Source organism: Rickettsia endosymbiont of Thecocarcelia acutangulata, from assembly GCF_964263195.1.
Classification (GTDB): Bacteria; Pseudomonadota; Alphaproteobacteria; order Rickettsiales; family Rickettsiaceae; genus Rickettsia; species Rickettsia felis.
Genome location: NZ_OZ181652.1, coordinates 724802 through 741312, shown reverse-complemented (window position 1 = coordinate 741312; position 16511 = coordinate 724802). Strand labels below are relative to the sequence as shown.

The following is a 16511-nucleotide window of genomic DNA, read 5'->3' as shown; positions in this document are numbered from 1 at the left end:
TAATAGATATCTGCACAGTATATAATAAAGAATATTAGCATTAGTGGTGATTAGATTTTAACTAAAGTTTTGTAATGATTATAAGCTGCAAAAGAAGGATCTAAATTAGATATATAGAACAAAAATAAAAAAAATAAAATAATTTCAAAATTGTAGTTGACAGGGCTGATTATATTGCATATAACTACACCTATCCAAAGCGATAAATGAAAAAAAGTCGCAGCTGTTTTTAAAAGTAAATAATTAGATATAGATAGTGACAGTAAACATGTACATATCACAAAAGTGATAATTAAACCTGTCAATTTTTTAAAGTAAAACTGATAGAATCAAACTTGAGAGTTTGATCCTGGCTCAGAACGAACGCTATCGATATGCTTAACACATGCAAGTCGAACGGACTAATTGGAGCTTGCTCCAATTAGTTAGTGGCAAACGGGTGAGTAACACGTGGGAATCTGCCCATCAGTACGGAATAACTTTTAGAAATAAAAGCTAATACCGTATATTCTCTACTGAGGAAAGATTTATCGCTGATAGATGAGCCCGCGTCAGATTAGGTAGTTGGTGAGGTAACGGCTCACCAAGCCGACGATCTGTAGCTGGTCTGAGAGGATGATCAGCCACACTGGGACTGAGACACGGCCCAGACTCCTACGGGAGGCAGCAGTGGGGAATATTGGACAATGGGCGAAAGCCTGATCCAGCAATACCGAGTGAGTGATGAAGGCCTTAGGGTTGTAAAGCTCTTTTAGCAAGGAAGATAATGACGTTACTTGCAGAAAAAGCCCCGGCTAACTCCGTGCCAGCAGCCGCGGTAAGACGGAGGGGGCTAGCGTTGTTCGGAATTACTGGGCGTAAAGAGTGCGTAGGCGGTTTAGTAAGTTGGAAGTGAAAGCCCGGGGCTTAACCTCGGAATTGCTTTCAAAACTACTAATCTAGAGTGTAGTAGGGGATGATGGAATTCCTAGTGTAGAGGTGAAATTCTTAGATATTAGGAGGAACACCGGTGGCGAAGGCGGTCATCTGGGCTACAACTGACGCTGATGCACGAAAGCGTGGGGAGCAAACAGGATTAGATACCCTGGTAGTCCACGCCGTAAACGATGAGTGCTAGATATCGGAAGATTCTCTTTCGGTTTCGCAGCTAACGCATTAAGCACTCCGCCTGGGGAGTACGGTCGCAAGATTAAAACTCAAAGGAATTGACGGGGGCTCGCACAAGCGGTGGAGCATGCGGTTTAATTCGATGTTACGCGAAAAACCTTACCAACCCTTGACATGGTGGTTGCGGATCGCAGAGATGCTTTCCTTCAGCTCGGCTGGACCACACACAGGTGTTGCATGGCTGTCGTCAGCTCGTGTCGTGAGATGTTGGGTTAAGTCCTGAAACGAGCGCAACCCTCATTCTTATTTGCCAGCGGGTAATGCCGGGAACTATAAGAAAACTGCCGGTGATAAGCTGGAGGAAGGTGGGGACGACGTCAAGTCATCATGGCCCTTACGGGTTGGGCTACACGCGTGCTACAATGGTGTTTACAGAGGGAAGCAAGACGGTGACGTGGAGCAAATCCCTAAAAGACATCTCAGTTCGGATTGTTCTCTGCAACTCGAGAGCATGAAGTTGGAATCGCTAGTAATCGCGGATCAGCATGCCGCGGTGAATACGTTCTCGGGCCTTGTACACACTGCCCGTCACGCCATGGGAGTTGGTTTTACCTGAAGGTGGTGAGCTAACGCAAGAGGCAGCCAACCACGGTAAAATTAGCGACTGGGGTGAAGTCGTAACAAGGTAGCCGTAGGGGAACCTGCGGCTGGATTACCTCCTTAAAGACTAAATTAGTATATTGCTTATATTTATATAAGTAATTACTCAGTCCAAATATTTACTGTCACTATCTTTAACTAATTGTTTGCTTTTAAGAATATAATTTTCTTTTCTCAATTTCCTATATCTCTTCTCAAAAACAATACTATCTTTTCTAAAGAAAAAATTAAGTAATGAGTAACAAAACTTATTTGCTTATATACTCATTAGACTTATTGCATATACTCTTTCTAAAGGCAGTTTGTCTACAGAATCTAGTAATTCTTGACATATTTTTATATTAATAATATCTTTCTATTAAAATTTGGGAGATATTTAGATTAACTTATGAAAATTGCTAAATCACAGGCAAAGATACTTTTTTCAGCATTAGATGAATGGAATAACACCGGTTTACTTGATGATAATACGACTATATTACTTAAAAACGATATAGAAATATTAAATTTTGATTGGAAGAAATTAGCTAGATATTCTTTTTGGATTTCTTTAATATGTATAGTTATTGCTATTAATGCTATTTTGTCTGATCGTTATCTACGAGAATTATTAGAATATATTTTTAATGCCCCGTATCTGCTGAAATTTATTACCTTATCAACTTTATCGGGAATAATTTATTTTGTTGGTTTTAAAAGACAGCAACAAAAACCAGAGAAAATTTTTAGCAATGGGGCAATATTATTTTTAAGGGTCTTACCACTGCTTGTGCTATTTATCAACTAGGAAAAGCATTTGATTCAGGGAGTGGACATTTTTCCATTTTATTGCTTTTATCTTTTATTGTTTATGACATATTAGGATATTTCTCTAAATCAAATTTAATTTGGTGTTTTGCTTTAATTTTCCTAGGGAGTTGGATGGGAGCAGAAACCGGGTATATGTCAGGATGGGGAGCATATTACTTAGGTATGAATTATCTATTACGTTTTATATTATTTGGAGGAATCTTAACATTTTCCGCTCTTGCACTAGAGGAAAATAAAAAATTCAATCATTTTACTCAAGTAACTCTTGTAATTGGTTTATTATATTCATTTATTGCAATGTGGTTATTATCAATATTTGGAAATTATGACCCTGAAGATTATAGCACCTGGCGGTTGGTAAAGCCGATAGAATTATTTCATTGGTCTTTATTATTTGCCTTAATGTCCGGAGCAGCTATTTATCACGGTTTAAAACAAGATAATTCGGTAACTAAAGGGTTTGGAGTTACTTTTTTATTTATTAATTTATATACAAGATTTTTTGAATATTTTTGGAATACAACTCATAAAGCAGTATTTTTTACAATTCTGGGAATAAGCTTTTGGTGGCTTGGAAGCAAAGCAGAGAAAATTTGGAATCTTACTGCAAAAAAATAATTAATATATAAAGTTCTGCTTTTATAAGGAACGTATATATTCAGATAGAACTTAAAAAATTGGCGGTAATGTCTTTGTAAGCTCTTGGATGCCGAACATTTAATAACTGCTGTCGCTCCTCGTCTGTGGTTTCTCTGCTCTTTTTAGCTATAAATTATAAGAAAGTAGTTTTTAAGCAATAATATATAAATTAATTATTTTTAATTCATAAAATATCTTAATAAAACATAATAAATATCCTACAATAATATTAAAAAACATTAAGGGCAAAATATATGAATTATTTAGGATATGGTGGTATTTCTGTTGGAACAATACTTGCAATAGTAATATCGTTTAATGTGAATAAATCAATATTATGGGCTATCATTCATGGATTTTTTGGATGGTTTTATATTGTATATTATTTGTTATTTAGAAAATAGACTTCTTGCATAACCTCTTTTTAAAGATGATTTATATGTTAATCCGGTATTGCCGCGTGGATCTGCTTTTCCGTCTGAGCTAAGAAGAATTACGTAGTAATTCGACGAAGCAAGGAAGAAAAAAAATTCTGATTTACAGAATTTTTTATTATTTTTCTGGATTGCCGCGTCACTTCGCTTCTCGCAAGGCATTGTTGCGTGGACCGGTAAAACCCACTGTGTCACCCCGTGGCTTGCTAACTAGGTCCATAAAAACAATAAAAAATACTAATAATTTTAGTATTTTTAGCTGGATCCCGTGGTCAAGCCACGGGGATGACAGAGGCGAAATCGATCCACGCAACAACGCCTCCTCGCAATGACGAGTAGATATCCATGCAACATATCTACTCGCATCCTCACATATTTATATACGCTGCGGTGGCAAGTGCTTTTGTGTTTCTTTCAAACTTTCTTTCTAAGATAGGTTATGTAAGAAGTCTAATAATAGGAATCATCTGCAAGAATAAAAGCTTTAAGTTGCTTTAAAGAGTGAAATTTGTTAATCTCTACAAAAACATATTTGAGATTATATTATAACTACATATTTAAAGGAAAATAATTCTATAGTAAAAAATGAAGAATATATTATTAATGAATCCACATTATGGATTGATTTATTCAATATAACCGATGAAGAAAAGGTAATAGTAAAAAATACATTAAATATAGAAATACCGACTTTAAAGGATATATCACAAATTGAGATTTCCGAGAGGTTATATGTTGAAAATGAGGCGTTATATCTAACTATTACGGAACTCGTTAATAAAGAGCAAGAATTTCCCGAAACACATTCTATAGTATTTATTTTGCATAAAGGTTGTCTTATAACAGTTCGTTACGTAGAATTAATACCCTTTAATGATTGTATAAATAAATTTGCTAAGCAGCTTAATAACAAATATAATGCAGAAAATATTTTATTTATGTTACTTCGTAATATGGTAACAAGATTATCGAATATTGTACAGTCGATTAGTATGGATATTGATGATTATGGACGTTTAATACTTGATAATAACATTAATGATTTGCGTATAGATCATACCAATGTATTAAAGAAAATAGGTCGAAAAGGTGATTTACTTTCTAAAAGTCGTGAGTGTTTATTTTCTTTATAACTATGGCTATTCAATATATTTTAAAATCTCCACAAATAACTCAAAATAAAGCATCTAAGGATCTATTAGATACATTGCTTCGAGACGTAGACTCAATAATTAATTTTTCACAATTTATATCTAGTGAGATTGCAAGAACTCTAGACGCAGCACTAGGTATGATTGCTATTGAACAAAATAATATTATTAAAATTTTCTCGTTGGTTACTATATTTTTTCTCCCACCTACTTTAATAGCCAGTATTTACGGCATGAATTTTACCGTAATGCCTGAGCTTAAATCACCTTACGGCTACCCTATAGCTTTATCTTTAATGCTATTATCTACAATTATTACCTATAAATATTTTAAGAAACGGAAGTGGTTATAAGTTTTTATTGATAATAGTTTGATAGAATTTTACATAAAAATCAATGATTGTATTTTATAGTCAATTGATTTGGATTCGCCTACTAGTCTATAGGTTTCGCTCCTTGCTTCTTGTATGAAAATCCAATTGAATTGACTATATGACATTGACACTATCTTAATTAATTATTATATTACCAAAAGTTAAAATTTCTTAAATTTTAATTTAATAATAATATTAGTATTTGAATATGAGCGAATTAGATTTTGAAGTAGAAAAGACAAGTTTTGTAGTAAGTGTTATTGATGCTATTGAAGAGTATATAAAAGCAGAGTTTTTATTTGACTATGAAAAGCAAAAAGAAAATTTTCAGTATATTTACAATAATTTAAAGTACCTTAACCAATCAATGCCTATTGAGAATGCTGAGGTTATGAAAGAGTTTTTCAGATTAAAATCAGAATTTAGAAAATATATTAAAGATAAAGATAAGAATGTAGATAAGGAGTTTTTGAAGGTAATATATATAGAGTCTTCTAAATTTATAAAAGAAAAAATTGTAGAAGTAGAGAACAAAATAGAGCGTATTAAAAAACGGTCAAGCTGAAAATGAAGAAGAAAAAGAGGCTTATAACTGGAGTAAGAGTAATGAATTAAAGCAAAAAGAAATAGAAGATGCGTATAAGAAAAAACAAGATGAGGAAAGTATAGACAATTATAAACAATTAAGTGTAGAGGTGCAAGCGTCAAGGCCTAAAGCATCAACAGAAAAGCATTTGTTAGTTAAAGATGGAATGTTAAGTGCAGAAGAAATAGAATCTATTATTTCAAATTATCCATTGTTAGAGATATTAGCTAGTAGTTATTCCAGGGAAAATAACATAAATGAAGATAGAATTATTGAAGCTAGAATTATAGTAAGAAGATTATTTGAAATTGCTCGTAATTATTATGAAGATGATAAGCAAAAAGGCATAAATGAACTTGGAGCAATAAACTATACAAAAGTAACTTATCTTCTTAATGAAAATATTCAAAAATTACTTAAACAAAAGCAACTTAGTTTTAAAGATATTGATTACGTAGTTGGTAATGAGTTAGAGAAGTTATGTGAGTTAATAGCAGGAAATAGTGCAATTCTTACTCTTAATAATGACCAAATACATAGCAGTAATGATTTTTTTGATTTAGCAATATTAGGTAGATTAGAAGAAACTCTCAAAAAATTATCCGAGGATTTTACGGTAAATGATGAGCGGATAAAATTCTATAGAACACTAACAGAGGAAAATGATAAAAAATTCTTTTTTGAAAATTGGAAGTTAATAAAATGGTTTTCCGATACCATAACTTATGAGGAACTATTGCAGTTGTTACCTAGTAAAAAATTTTTATTAGATCTCTTAAAAGATAAAAATCTATATAAACTAGCAGAAAAAATGACTATTACTAAAAATGAGTTACTTGAAATGTCACAAGAGGCACAAGAAAATTATTTAAAAGAAATAAAGATTGAAGATTGTTTAGATGTTCATTTAGACTCTATGAATATAAATACTCTTAGACTTGTTCTAGAATCAAATACGATTCTTACTAATATCTCATTCAATTCTGATACTAACGTAATTATAGAAACAGGAAAATCTTTGAATATTGCCGGTCTACTAACTATAGGATCAGGAAGCACTTTAAATATATCAGGTGAGGGTACACTAACTCTAGGATCAAATATTGTTTCAAAAAATATAATAGAAAATATAAATTATAAATTATAAAGGAATAACTCCTGAAATTCTTTTAAATAATACTATTGCACTCAATTTAAATTTTATAGAAGAAAATATATATAATAATTCAGATACAATAATATTGGGAAATATTGATTTGGAGATTTAATAAATAATATCACAAAGCTCTACAAACTCGACATTGTTGCATGAATATCCAAGTCGTCATTGCGAGGAGGTATTGTTGCATGGATCGCTTTATGTCATTCCTGCGTAGGCGGGAATCCAGTAAGACATATAAAAAACAAGTTTTTTATATGTTTATTTGTAGAGGTCAAGATTTAATCTTACAGGCACTATAAAAATTATATCTGAATGTCTGATAAGTTATGACTGTCAGATGAGTATTCAAGATATAAGATTTCATTATTCTTTTCAACAGCTAACTTCTTACTATCCTTGAAGGTCTGCATAGGATTTTTACCATAACAATATTTCCCAGAATGAGGTCTTTCATTATTATAATGTTCTAACCAAATATCAAGGTCAAGTTGTAGATCATCAAGATCAGTATAAATCTTTTTACGCATAGCCATATCAAATAATTCTTGCTTCATAGTTTTATTAAAACGTTCACACATACCATTTGTTTGAGGAGAATATGCTTTAGTAGTGTTATGTTCAATGCCCTCAATGCTTAAGAACAATTCAAAAGCATGATGTTCTATATTTCCTTTATATTCACCACCTCTATCAGTTAGAATACGAAGCACTGGTATTTGCTGACTCTCATACCACGGCAGTACTCTATCATTAAGCATGTCAGCAGCGGTAAGAGCTGTTTTATCAGTATATAATTTAGCATCTGCGACCCTAGTATAGCTATCAATAAATACCTGAGAATATACCTTGCCTATACCTTTAAAATTACCTACATAATATGTATCTTGGCATCCTAGATAACCTGGATGCTGTGTATCAATCTCACCATGGGCTTCTTTTTCGCTACGCCGTTTCTCTAATACTTGTAACTGAGCTTCGGTAAGAACAATACCATCTTGAGCCATCTTTGCTTCTAATGCTTTAAGTCTTTTATTGATATTATTTAAATCATTACGTAGCCAAATCGATCTAACTCCTCCAGGTGATACAAGAATACCAGTCTTTTTAAGCTTATTTGATACTCTCATCTGACCATAAGCTGGGTATTCTATTGCCATATCTAATACTGCTCTCTCTACTGCTGGTTCAACTCTATTTGCTATAATTGGCTTCTTCCTGCTAATCTCATATAACGCCTCTTCTCCACCAGTTTCATATAGCTCTTTGAACCTATAATAACTGTCCCTGCTGTATCCCATTGCTTTACAGGCGGACGATATACTACCAAGACTCTTAGCTAATTCTAGTAATCCTATTTTTGGCTTTATTATTTTTTGATTTAGATTCATCTCTAATCCTCCATTTAATATTTATCTTATTTTACTAAATGTAAGATTAAATCTCAATTATTGCAGTTTATTATACCAAATGTGTAACTTCTATATTAATATTGAAGTTATTTTTCTGGATCCCCGCCTACGCGGGAATGAGTATCGAGTAGGCTTTTTGATCCATGCAACAACACCGCTAAAAGAGGGAATCCAGCACTTTTCGCTGTTATACCGTGGCTTGACCACGGTATCCGCACGGGTAATGCCTCCTCGCAATGACGGAAAAACCGCTCCATGTCGGGCGATGTTAAGCCATTCAATAAAATCTAAATATTTCTTAGAATTATTTTACTTAATTCACAATTCAAGTGTGAGAAGTTTATCTCTTCAAATCCTTTTCTTGGGATAATAATCATTGCGAATTTTATAGCTTTAAGCTTAGAATCACTAACAATAATTCTAATTAGATGTCTTATACGCCTTTTAATTTTGTTGCGAACCACAGCTTTTTTATTTAGCTTTCTGCTAACTTTGATCCCTAAAAAGGTGTTATATTTTGATTCAAGGAAGATTTTTGGAAGTTTTTTGGCTATTACCAAAATAAAATATCTCTCATGGAACTTCTTTCCAAGCTTATTTATAAGCTCAAATTCTTTTTGATTTTTTAAAGAGGTAATAGACAATTTGATAAGTCAGATTATTTTAAGCAGATAATTTATGTCTACCTTTAGCACGACGTTTTCTTAAGATTGCTCTTCCGGTTGGAGTAGCCATTCTAGATCTAAAACCATGTCTTCTTTTTCTAACTAAATTGCTAGGTTGAAATGTACGTTTCATAATATTTATACCGAACGAAAATTAATTACTTATAACAAAATAAATGTCATTGCGAGGAAAAACTGTAAGTTTTGACGAAGCAATCTCAGGGTTTTATACTATTTCATGAGATTGCCACGCTTCTTTCAGTCGCTCGCAATGACGTTTACTATTTATACTTAAATATGTGCTTTTGCTTGCTCTACGATACTTGCGAATCCATCACTGTTATTGACGGCAAGTTCTGCAAGTACTTTACGATCTATATCGATTTCTGCTTTTTTAAGAGCTCCCATAAATTGAGAGTAAACAAGCCCATGCTCTCTTACTGCTGCATTTATTCTTTGAATCCATAAGCCTCTGAAATCACGCTTACGATTTCTACGGTCTCTGTAAGCATATTGAAGGGCTTTTTCTACTTTTTCAATAGCTACTCTAAAACAGCTATTAGCTCTACCTCTATAGCCTTTAGCTAATTTGAGGATTTTTTTATGTCGATTTTTGGAAATTTTTCCTGATTTTGCACGTGTCATTGCTGTAGCTCCTAATTAAATTAATTTATACCGTACGGTAGAAAATATTTTTTAATATTATATCCGTCTTGAGGACAAAGTATGGTAGTTCCTCTAAGGTTACGGATTTGAGCTTTAGTACGACGACGCATAAAATGTTTTTTACCTGCTTGGGATGCGATAACTTTACCGCTAGCAGTAAGTTTAAAACGCTTTTTTACAGCGGATTTTGTTTTTAATTTAGGCATGATTATTCCTTATATAATTGGTATTTACTAGATTTAAACTGTAATTAGGCATACCAAAGCCATGTACAGATAGAAAACTAGATAATAGTTTTTTTTATTAATTATTGCAAGACTTATTTTGATTGTGAGGCTTATTTAAGTATTTAGACTATATTGTTATTTATGCTATAATAGCCATCATTAATGTTTTTAGTTGCAAAATAATGTTCGGACAAAATCCTAAAAGAAGCATATTAAACGGTGACGGTACTAAGTTAGAGGTGCAGTCTATTTTTAAGACTATACAAGGTGAGGGTATTTTTGTAGGTTGCCCTACGATTTTTATTAGGCTTGGAGGGTGTAATCTTGCTTGTAATTTTTGCGATACGGAGTTTGAAGATTTTGAGTTAGTAGATATAGATAAGATTTTAAGTAAAGTCGAAAGTTTGGCATTAAATTCTAAAAATGAAAAATCAATTAATTTAGTAGTAATAACCGGCGGTGAGCCTATGCGTCAACCGATAGAATTATTATGTCAGAAGTTATTAGACCAAAATTTTAAAGTCCAAATAGAGACTAACGGTACGTTATATCGCTCTTTGCTGAATGAAGTGTCTATAATTTGTTCGCCAAAAGCAGGTAAAAACGGTTATAGTAAAATAAGAGAAGATTTATTGCCTAAAATTAGTGCTGTGAAATTTATCGTTGCTAAAAATATCTTAGAATATAGCCTCATACCGGAAGTAGGGCAAACCTCTTATAATATACCGGTTTTTGTTCAACCTATGGATCAAAACGACCAAAGACTTAATGCCGAAAATAATGAGTTAGCAGTAAAATTAGCACTAGAAAGCGGTGCTAGGTTATCGTTGCAGACTCATAAGTTTTTAGGGATTGAGTAAATATTGTCAAGTCACTTGTCATTCTCAGCGGCGTTGTTGCATGGCTCAAAAACCCGCTCGGTGTCATACCGTGGCTTGTCCACGGTATCCAGTAAAATAACTAAAAATACTAATAATATTAGTATTTTTAACTGGATCCCGTGAATAAATCACGGGATGACAAAGGCGAGGTCGAGCCATGCAACAACGCCGCTAAAAGCAGGGCTCCAGTAAGACATATAAAAAACTTATTTTTTATATGTTTGTTTTATCAAATATATAATTTTTGTACCAATATTAAGGCTATTTTTCTGGATTCCCGCTTCCGCGGGAATGACATCGAAGCGTTAAGCCATCACAGATATTCTAAAAATACTTGAATTTTATATTAATTGAAGCTATTATAATCTTTTTTAAGTTTAAAGCGTTGAAATAATGAGTGAAATATTAGAACTTGAAGCGAAATCCCGCACGGAATTCGGTACGGGAGCAGCAAGAGCATTAAGAAGAGAAGGGCGTGTCCCGGCTATTATTTATGGAGCGGGTAAAACCCCTGTTAGTATTTCTTTGGAAGAAAAGGAAATAACAAAATATTATAGAAAGCCGGCTTTTATCTCTCAGTTAATTAATTTAACGATTGATAAGAAAAAATATAAAGTATTACCGAAAGCCGTGGAGTTACATCCTGTTACGGATATAGTACGCCATGTTGATTTTGTCTTTTTAGAAGAGAAAACCCAAAAAATGGAAGTACCTGTAGTATATGAAGGGAAAGAAAGAGCTTTAGGAGTTAAAAGAGGCGGGTACTTTAATATAGTAAAAAGAAGAGTTGCTTTATTATGTGATGTTAATAATATCCCAAGAAATGTAACTATAGACGTTACTAACATGCCTATTGCTACCTCGCTAAAATCATCAAAAATAGAATTACCGAAAGGATGCAGTTTTACTACTAAAAAAGAATTTGTTCTTGCAACTATTATAGGACGTAGAGGAGCAAAGACCGAAGCTGAAGGTGAACAACAAGCCGCTGAAGCAGGGAAGTAAGATAATTCTCACGATAAGGACTTGCTTAGATACTTAAATCGTCATTGCGAGGAGCGGAGCATTGTTGCAATCTCATGAAATAATAGCAAACTCCTGAGATTGCGGACGTACAAATTACTACGTAATTCTCCTCGCAATGACGAAAAACCAATCCATGCAGGTAATGCTGAGCTAAGGATGACATTATTCTATACTTCTTCCAAATTAATATTTCTTCAAAAATTTTCCATTAGTGTTTATTAGGTAAATTATTATGATTCTTGTTATTGGTCTTGGTAACCCGGGAAAAGAGTATCAATATACGAGGCATAATATAGGCTTTATTGCTATAGAGAAAATAGCAAACCAATATAATTCATCATTTAGTACAAAGAAAAAATTCAATTGTGAAATTGCTGAAACTATTAGTGACGGGCAAAAGATAATTTTTATAAAGCCCACTACCTATATGAACTTGTCCGGTAAGTCAGTGATATCGGTGAAAACATATTATAATATCTACCCCACAAAAATCTTTGTTATTCATGATGATATTGATTTAGAAACAGGTAGAATAAAATTCAAAACGGGTGGCGGTAACGGCGGGCATAACGGTTTAAAATCAATTGACGGTGTTATAGGCAATAATTATAATCGCATTAGGGTTGGGGTAGGTAGACCGCAAAATAATCAGGATGTAGCAGATTACGTACTTAATAATTTCTTGAAATCCGAGTATGAAACAGCGTTGCAAGCTATAGATAGAATAGTTAATAATTTTGATTTAATATTAGAGAATAAGTTAGAAGAATTTAAGAATAAGATTGGATAATGTTATTTTTGCGAAGCATTGTTGTGTGGATTGATTTTTTCAGTGTCATTCCACGACTTGATCGTGGGATCCAATTTAAAATACTAAAATTTTAATATTTTAAGTTACTTTTATGGATGCCGTGGTCAAGCCACGGCATGACACCGAGGGTGCTTTATGATCCATGCAACAAAATTTTAATTAAAAGAAAAATTTATGACACTAAAACTCGGAATTGTTGGGTTGCCGAATGTCGGTAAGTCAACGTTATTTAATGCTTTAACGGCAAGTCAGGCTGCGGATGCTGCTAATTATCCGTTTTGTACTATTGAGCCTAATAGCAGTAAAGTTTTAGTACCGGATGAGCGTTTACAACGACTTGCAAATTTAGCAGGAAGCGGAAAAATCATTCCGTCTTATATTGAGTTTGTCGATATTGCAGGGCTTGTTAAAGGTGCAAGTAAAGGGGAGGGGCTTGGTAATAAGTTCTTATCTCATATCAGGGAAGTCGATGCAATATTACACGTACTGCGTTGCTTTGAAGATGAGGATATAACGCACGTACATAACAAAGTCGACCCAATCCATGACCTTGAGGTTATTGAAACAGAGTTAATACTTGCCGATATAGAATCGGTTGAAAAGCGTTTAGCAACGGGTGAAAAACGCTTGAAGTCAGGCGATAAAACAATGTCGGAGCAGATAGAGCTGTTAAAAGAGGTTTATAAAGTATTGGCAGACGCTAAACCTGCAAGAGTGTTAAATGAAATTTTAGGAGCCGATAATTTAAAGCAATTGCAGTTAATTACTTCTAAGCCCGTTTTATATATATGTAACGTACTTGAAAAAGATGCAGCTATAGTTAATGAATTTACAAAATTAGTAGCGGAAAGAGCAAAGAAAGAAAATGCTAAAAGCGTTGTAATTTCTTCAAAAATAGAAGCTGAGATTGCTTTACTTGAAAGCATGGAAGAAAAAGAAGAGTTTTTAAAATTTATAGGTTTAGAGGAAATGGGGCTTAGTAAAGTGATTAAAGAGGGGTATAATCTCTTAAACCTTAAAAGCTTCTTTACCATAGGTCCTAAAGAAGCCCATAGTTGGACTTTTAAAGACGGCACGCTTGCACCGGCTGCTGCCGGTATTATTCATACCGATTTTGAAAAAGGCTTTATTAGAGCAGAAGTTATCGGCTATGAAGATTATATAAACCTTGGTAGTGAAGCAAAAGCCAAAGAGGTAGGCAAAATGCGTTTAGAGGGTAAAGAATATAAAATGCAGGATGGAGATATAGTACATTTTAGATTTAACGTATAGCTACTATGGGCATTGCTAACTAAAAGCGGATATCGTCATTGCGAGGAGCGAAGCGACGTGGCAATCTAGAAAAAATAATAAAAAAATTCTATACATCAGAATTTTTTACTGGATTGCCGCACTCCCTACGGTCGCTCGCAATGACGGAAAAATACTTAAAATACCGAAATAAGTAATATTATGAAAACAATTTTGCCCGATCGATCCCTGCATATCCAAGTTAGGCTTAATTATATAGTTAAGTCAAATTTTAGATATTGCACAAGATAAAATTGCTATGATTATCTTATACGGCTCTTTTGCAAGAGGTGATTGGGTACGTGATCTACCTAACGGCTATCATAGCGATACCGATATTTTAATAATTTTAAAAAAAGGTAAATATAAAGGACATGCTACTTTAAGATTAAAAGATAATATATATAAAAGATTTAAAAAAACCGAAGTAATAAAAGATCAGATTATCCCATATGATTCACGAATATCAATAATTCTAGAGTCAATAGATGAAGTAAACAGGCAATTAGAAATAGGGCGTTATTTTTACACAGATATTAAAAAAGAAGGTATTCTTTTATATGATAGCAAGGAATTTAACTTAAGCGAAGCTAAAGATTTACCTTGGAGTGAGATGAAAGAAATTGCTAAAGATTATTATGATTATTGGTTTGATAAAGGAAAAGGTTTTTTATTAGGAGCAAATGATTTTCTACAAAGAAATCAAAATTCCATAGCAGCTTTCTTGTTACACCAAGCTACGGAAAGTTTTTACAGTAGCATTTTATTAGTTTTTTCTAATTATAAACCAAAGCTACATGATATAGAGGAATTAGGCGGCAGAGCAGCAAATTATAATAGTGAATTATGGGAAGTATTTCCGCAAGCAAATGAAGAACAAAAAGAGTGTTTTGAATTACTAAAAAAAGCATATGTTGATGCAAGATATGATAAAAATTATAAAATTACTAAAGAGCAGTTACTTTACTTGATTGAGAGAGTAGAAAAATTAAAAACGCTAACGGAAAGAATTTGTTTGGAGCGGATTAATCAGTAAAAGCGGCAGTATTTATTTATGTCATTCCTGCGGAGTCGGGGTCTTGTTGCATGGCTTGGTTTTTCGTCATTGCGAGAAGAATTACGTAGTAATTCGACTAAGCAATCCAGTAAAAATTCTGATTTACAGAATTTTTTTATTATTTTTTCTGGATTGCCACGTCGCTTCGCTCCTCGCAATGACGAGTTGGTATCCGCGTAACAATGCCACGCGGGAATGACATAAACGAGCCATGCAACAAAGCCGATTTCTGCAATCAACAGAATGACATAAAAATGTAGTTTACAACACTTATGAAAATAATCGCTAAAATCCCGGCATGGATGCTTCTATGCTTATTTATTTTATCACCGACTACGGAAACAATTTATACTTCAGGATTACCGAGTTTAACCAAATATTTCGGTATTGACGGCGGTATCACTCAAACTACGTCTACATTATATTTTTTAGGATTTGCTCTCGGTATATTAACGCTTGGCAGATTATCGGATATTTACGGTAGAAGACCTATAGCTTTACTTGGGCTTTTTATTTATGTCGTATCATCAATTATTAGCATTTTTGCAGTTAATATAGAAATGCTGATGATAGCTCGTTTTGTACAAGCTTTCGGTGTAAGCGTGGGTTCTGTTATTGGGCAGGCTATGGCTAGAGATTCCTATCAAGGTTCAGAATTATCATATGTCTATGCTAGTCTATCTCCGTGGCTGTTATTTATCCCTTCACTCGGTTCATCTATAGGTGGTTATATTATAGAATATTCAAGCTGGCATTATGTTTTTGTATTTTTTAGTCTTACCGGTACTATATTACTAGCTTTATATTATAAAGTTTTACCTGAAACAAATTCTTATATAGATTTTTCACAAAGCAGTAAATATTTTGAGGTTTTGCAGGTAATTATTAAAGATAAAATTCTTTGGTTATATGCTTTTATCATCGGTGCATTTAATGTCATATATTATGGTTTTTTCATAGAAGCTCCTTTTATTTTTATTGATAAAATGAAAGTTTCGCCGTCTTTTTACGGTAAATTAGCGTTTTTGTTATCTTTTGCCGCTATCTTTGGAGGATTTTTAGGAGGGTATTTAATAAAAAAACGCCATGTACACGATAAAAAAGTTATGGGTTTAGGATTTATTTTTAGTTTGTGCGGCTGTATATTATTTGCGGTAAATGCTTTTATATTAGAAGTGGTTTCAGCAAGTCATAGTCTTGCAATCGCTATGATATTTGTACCTATGATGATTCATATGGTTGGGCATAATCTACTTATCCCTATGACGCTTCGTTATGCACTGGAGGATTATGCTAAAGTAACAGGTACGGCCGGGTCTATATTCGGTGCAATATACTATGTAGTTATCGCTGCCGTAACTTATTTGGTTTCTAAAATACACAGCGAAACGATAAGCAATTTTGCTTTATTATGCTTCGTTTTAAGTATTAGCTCTGCTATTTCGTTCTACTGTATTTGGGTTTTATATAAGAAAAAGTCAAGTATTCCTGACTAAAATTGTTATTGCATAGATAGTTTTTTTTGTCATTGCGAGGAAATTACGGCTTTGTTGCAT

15 protein-coding genes, 1 rRNA gene and 1 pseudogene are annotated in these 16511 nt (G+C 33.3%); 12 read left to right on the top strand and 5 right to left on the bottom strand.

Features of this window, described 5'->3' with window-relative positions:
• The first annotated feature begins 331 nt into the window (after nucleotides 1-331).
• The 6 genes and pseudogenes from ACE38Q_RS04020 (at nucleotide 332) to ACE38Q_RS03995 (ending at nucleotide 6908) form a co-directional block, all read left to right on the top strand.
• Nucleotides 332-1830, top strand: a 16S ribosomal RNA gene (locus tag ACE38Q_RS04020).
• Nucleotides 1831-2155: 325 nt separating this feature from the next.
• Nucleotides 2156-2554 (top strand): hypothetical protein, encoded by a 399-nt coding sequence (locus ACE38Q_RS04015; RefSeq protein WP_500190192.1) that lies wholly within the window; start codon nucleotides 2156-2158, stop codon nucleotides 2552-2554.
• Nucleotides 2555-2688: 134 nt separating this feature from the next.
• On the top strand, nucleotides 2689-3195 hold the full coding sequence (locus tag ACE38Q_RS04010) for a hypothetical protein (protein WP_500190191.1): 507 nt from the start codon (nucleotides 2689-2691) through the stop codon (nucleotides 3193-3195).
• 997 nt (nucleotides 3196-4192) lie between these two features.
• Nucleotides 4193-5154, top strand: a pseudogene (locus ACE38Q_RS04005) (magnesium transporter CorA family protein).
• A 229-nt stretch (nucleotides 5155-5383) separates the two neighbouring features.
• On the top strand, nucleotides 5384-5740 hold the full coding sequence (locus ACE38Q_RS04000; RefSeq protein ID WP_500190190.1) for a hypothetical protein: 357 nt from the start codon (nucleotides 5384-5386) through the stop codon (nucleotides 5738-5740).
• 937 nt (nucleotides 5741-6677) lie between these two features.
• Entirely contained in the window at nucleotides 6678-6908 is a 231-nt protein-coding gene (locus ACE38Q_RS03995) for a hypothetical protein (protein WP_500191262.1), read from the top strand.
• Nucleotides 6909-7225: 317 nt separating this feature from the next.
• On the opposite strand, the gene ACE38Q_RS03990 is transcribed toward ACE38Q_RS03995, so the two are convergent.
• The 5 genes from ACE38Q_RS03990 to rpmI all read right to left on the bottom strand — a co-directional run bounded on the left by ACE38Q_RS03990 (nucleotide 7226) and on the right by rpmI (nucleotide 9869).
• Complete coding sequence (locus ACE38Q_RS03990) at nucleotides 7226-8311, bottom strand: IS481 family transposase (RefSeq protein WP_500190024.1); 1086 nt, start codon at nucleotides 8309-8311, stop codon at nucleotides 7226-7228.
• A gap of 308 nt (nucleotides 8312-8619) precedes the next feature.
• Nucleotides 8620-8976, bottom strand: a complete 357-nt coding sequence (gene rnpA, locus ACE38Q_RS03985; protein ID WP_011270687.1) for a ribonuclease P protein component — start codon at nucleotides 8974-8976, stop codon at nucleotides 8620-8622.
• Nucleotides 8977-8995: 19 nt separating this feature from the next.
• Nucleotides 8996-9130, bottom strand: a complete 135-nt coding sequence (rpmH, locus tag ACE38Q_RS03980; RefSeq protein WP_011270688.1) for a 50S ribosomal protein L34 — start codon at nucleotides 9128-9130, stop codon at nucleotides 8996-8998.
• A gap of 158 nt (nucleotides 9131-9288) precedes the next feature.
• Entirely contained in the window at nucleotides 9289-9642 is a 354-nt protein-coding gene (rplT, locus tag ACE38Q_RS03975) for a 50S ribosomal protein L20 (protein WP_032138857.1), read from the bottom strand.
• 20 nt (nucleotides 9643-9662) lie between these two features.
• On the bottom strand, nucleotides 9663-9869 hold the full coding sequence (gene rpmI / locus ACE38Q_RS03970; protein WP_004997924.1) for a 50S ribosomal protein L35: 207 nt from the start codon (nucleotides 9867-9869) through the stop codon (nucleotides 9663-9665).
• Nucleotides 9870-10072: 203 nt separating this feature from the next.
• Between rpmI and ACE38Q_RS03965 the strand changes: the two genes are divergently transcribed.
• The 6 genes from ACE38Q_RS03965 to ACE38Q_RS03940 all read left to right on the top strand — a co-directional run bounded on the left by ACE38Q_RS03965 (nucleotide 10073) and on the right by ACE38Q_RS03940 (nucleotide 16451).
• Nucleotides 10073-10750 (top strand): 7-carboxy-7-deazaguanine synthase QueE, encoded by a 678-nt coding sequence (locus tag ACE38Q_RS03965; protein ID WP_500190189.1) that lies wholly within the window; start codon nucleotides 10073-10075, stop codon nucleotides 10748-10750.
• A 414-nt stretch (nucleotides 10751-11164) separates the two neighbouring features.
• The gene (locus ACE38Q_RS03960) at nucleotides 11165-11776 is read left to right on the top strand and encodes a 50S ribosomal protein L25/general stress protein Ctc (RefSeq protein ID WP_500190188.1); all 612 of its coding nucleotides are present in this window, start codon (nucleotides 11165-11167) and stop codon (nucleotides 11774-11776) included.
• Nucleotides 11777-12029: 253 nt separating this feature from the next.
• The gene (gene pth / locus ACE38Q_RS03955) at nucleotides 12030-12587 is read left to right on the top strand and encodes an aminoacyl-tRNA hydrolase (protein WP_500190187.1); all 558 of its coding nucleotides are present in this window, start codon (nucleotides 12030-12032) and stop codon (nucleotides 12585-12587) included.
• A 195-nt stretch (nucleotides 12588-12782) separates the two neighbouring features.
• Nucleotides 12783-13880, top strand: coding sequence for a redox-regulated ATPase YchF (gene ychF, locus ACE38Q_RS03950; protein WP_500190186.1), 1098 nt, complete (start codon nucleotides 12783-12785; stop codon nucleotides 13878-13880).
• A gap of 277 nt (nucleotides 13881-14157) precedes the next feature.
• Nucleotides 14158-14934 carry a HEPN domain-containing protein gene (locus ACE38Q_RS03945; protein WP_500190185.1) on the top strand — a complete coding sequence of 259 codons (777 nt, stop codon included), beginning with the start codon at nucleotides 14158-14160 and terminating at the stop codon, nucleotides 14932-14934.
• A gap of 293 nt (nucleotides 14935-15227) precedes the next feature.
• On the top strand, nucleotides 15228-16451 hold the full coding sequence (locus tag ACE38Q_RS03940; RefSeq protein ID WP_500190184.1) for a Bcr/CflA family efflux MFS transporter: 1224 nt from the start codon (nucleotides 15228-15230) through the stop codon (nucleotides 16449-16451).
• Nucleotides 16452-16511 lie beyond the last annotated feature (60 nt).

Bases quoted from the DNA above. Each gene is read 5' to 3' on its own strand.
- ychF (WP_500190186.1), top strand. From the start codon at position 12,783: ATGACACTAAAACTCGGAATTGTTGGGTTGCCGAATGTCGGTAAGTCA.
- ACE38Q_RS03940 (WP_500190184.1), top strand. From the start codon at position 15,228: ATGAAAATAATCGCTAAAATCCCGGCATGGATGCTTCTATGCTTATTT.
- ACE38Q_RS03995 (WP_500191262.1), top strand. From the start codon at position 6,678: ATGAATATAAATACTCTTAGACTTGTTCTAGAATCAAATACGATTCTT.
- rpmI (WP_004997924.1), bottom strand. From the start codon at position 9,869: ATGCCTAAATTAAAAACAAAATCCGCTGTAAAAAAGCGTTTTAAACTT.
- rplT (WP_032138857.1), bottom strand. From the start codon at position 9,642: ATGACACGTGCAAAATCAGGAAAAATTTCCAAAAATCGACATAAAAAA.
- ACE38Q_RS04015 (WP_500190192.1), top strand. From the start codon at position 2,156: ATGAAAATTGCTAAATCACAGGCAAAGATACTTTTTTCAGCATTAGAT.
- ACE38Q_RS03965 (WP_500190189.1), top strand. From the start codon at position 10,073: ATGTTCGGACAAAATCCTAAAAGAAGCATATTAAACGGTGACGGTACT.
- ACE38Q_RS03945 (WP_500190185.1), top strand. From the start codon at position 14,158: ATGATTATCTTATACGGCTCTTTTGCAAGAGGTGATTGGGTACGTGAT.
- ACE38Q_RS03960 (WP_500190188.1), top strand. From the start codon at position 11,165: ATGAGTGAAATATTAGAACTTGAAGCGAAATCCCGCACGGAATTCGGT.
- ACE38Q_RS04000 (WP_500190190.1), top strand. From the start codon at position 5,384: ATGAGCGAATTAGATTTTGAAGTAGAAAAGACAAGTTTTGTAGTAAGT.
- pth (WP_500190187.1), top strand. From the start codon at position 12,030: ATGATTCTTGTTATTGGTCTTGGTAACCCGGGAAAAGAGTATCAATAT.
- ACE38Q_RS04010 (WP_500190191.1), top strand. From the start codon at position 2,689: ATGGGAGCAGAAACCGGGTATATGTCAGGATGGGGAGCATATTACTTA.
- rpmH (WP_011270688.1), bottom strand. From the start codon at position 9,130: ATGAAACGTACATTTCAACCTAGCAATTTAGTTAGAAAAAGAAGACAT.
- ACE38Q_RS03990 (WP_500190024.1), bottom strand. From the start codon at position 8,311: ATGAATCTAAATCAAAAAATAATAAAGCCAAAAATAGGATTACTAGAA.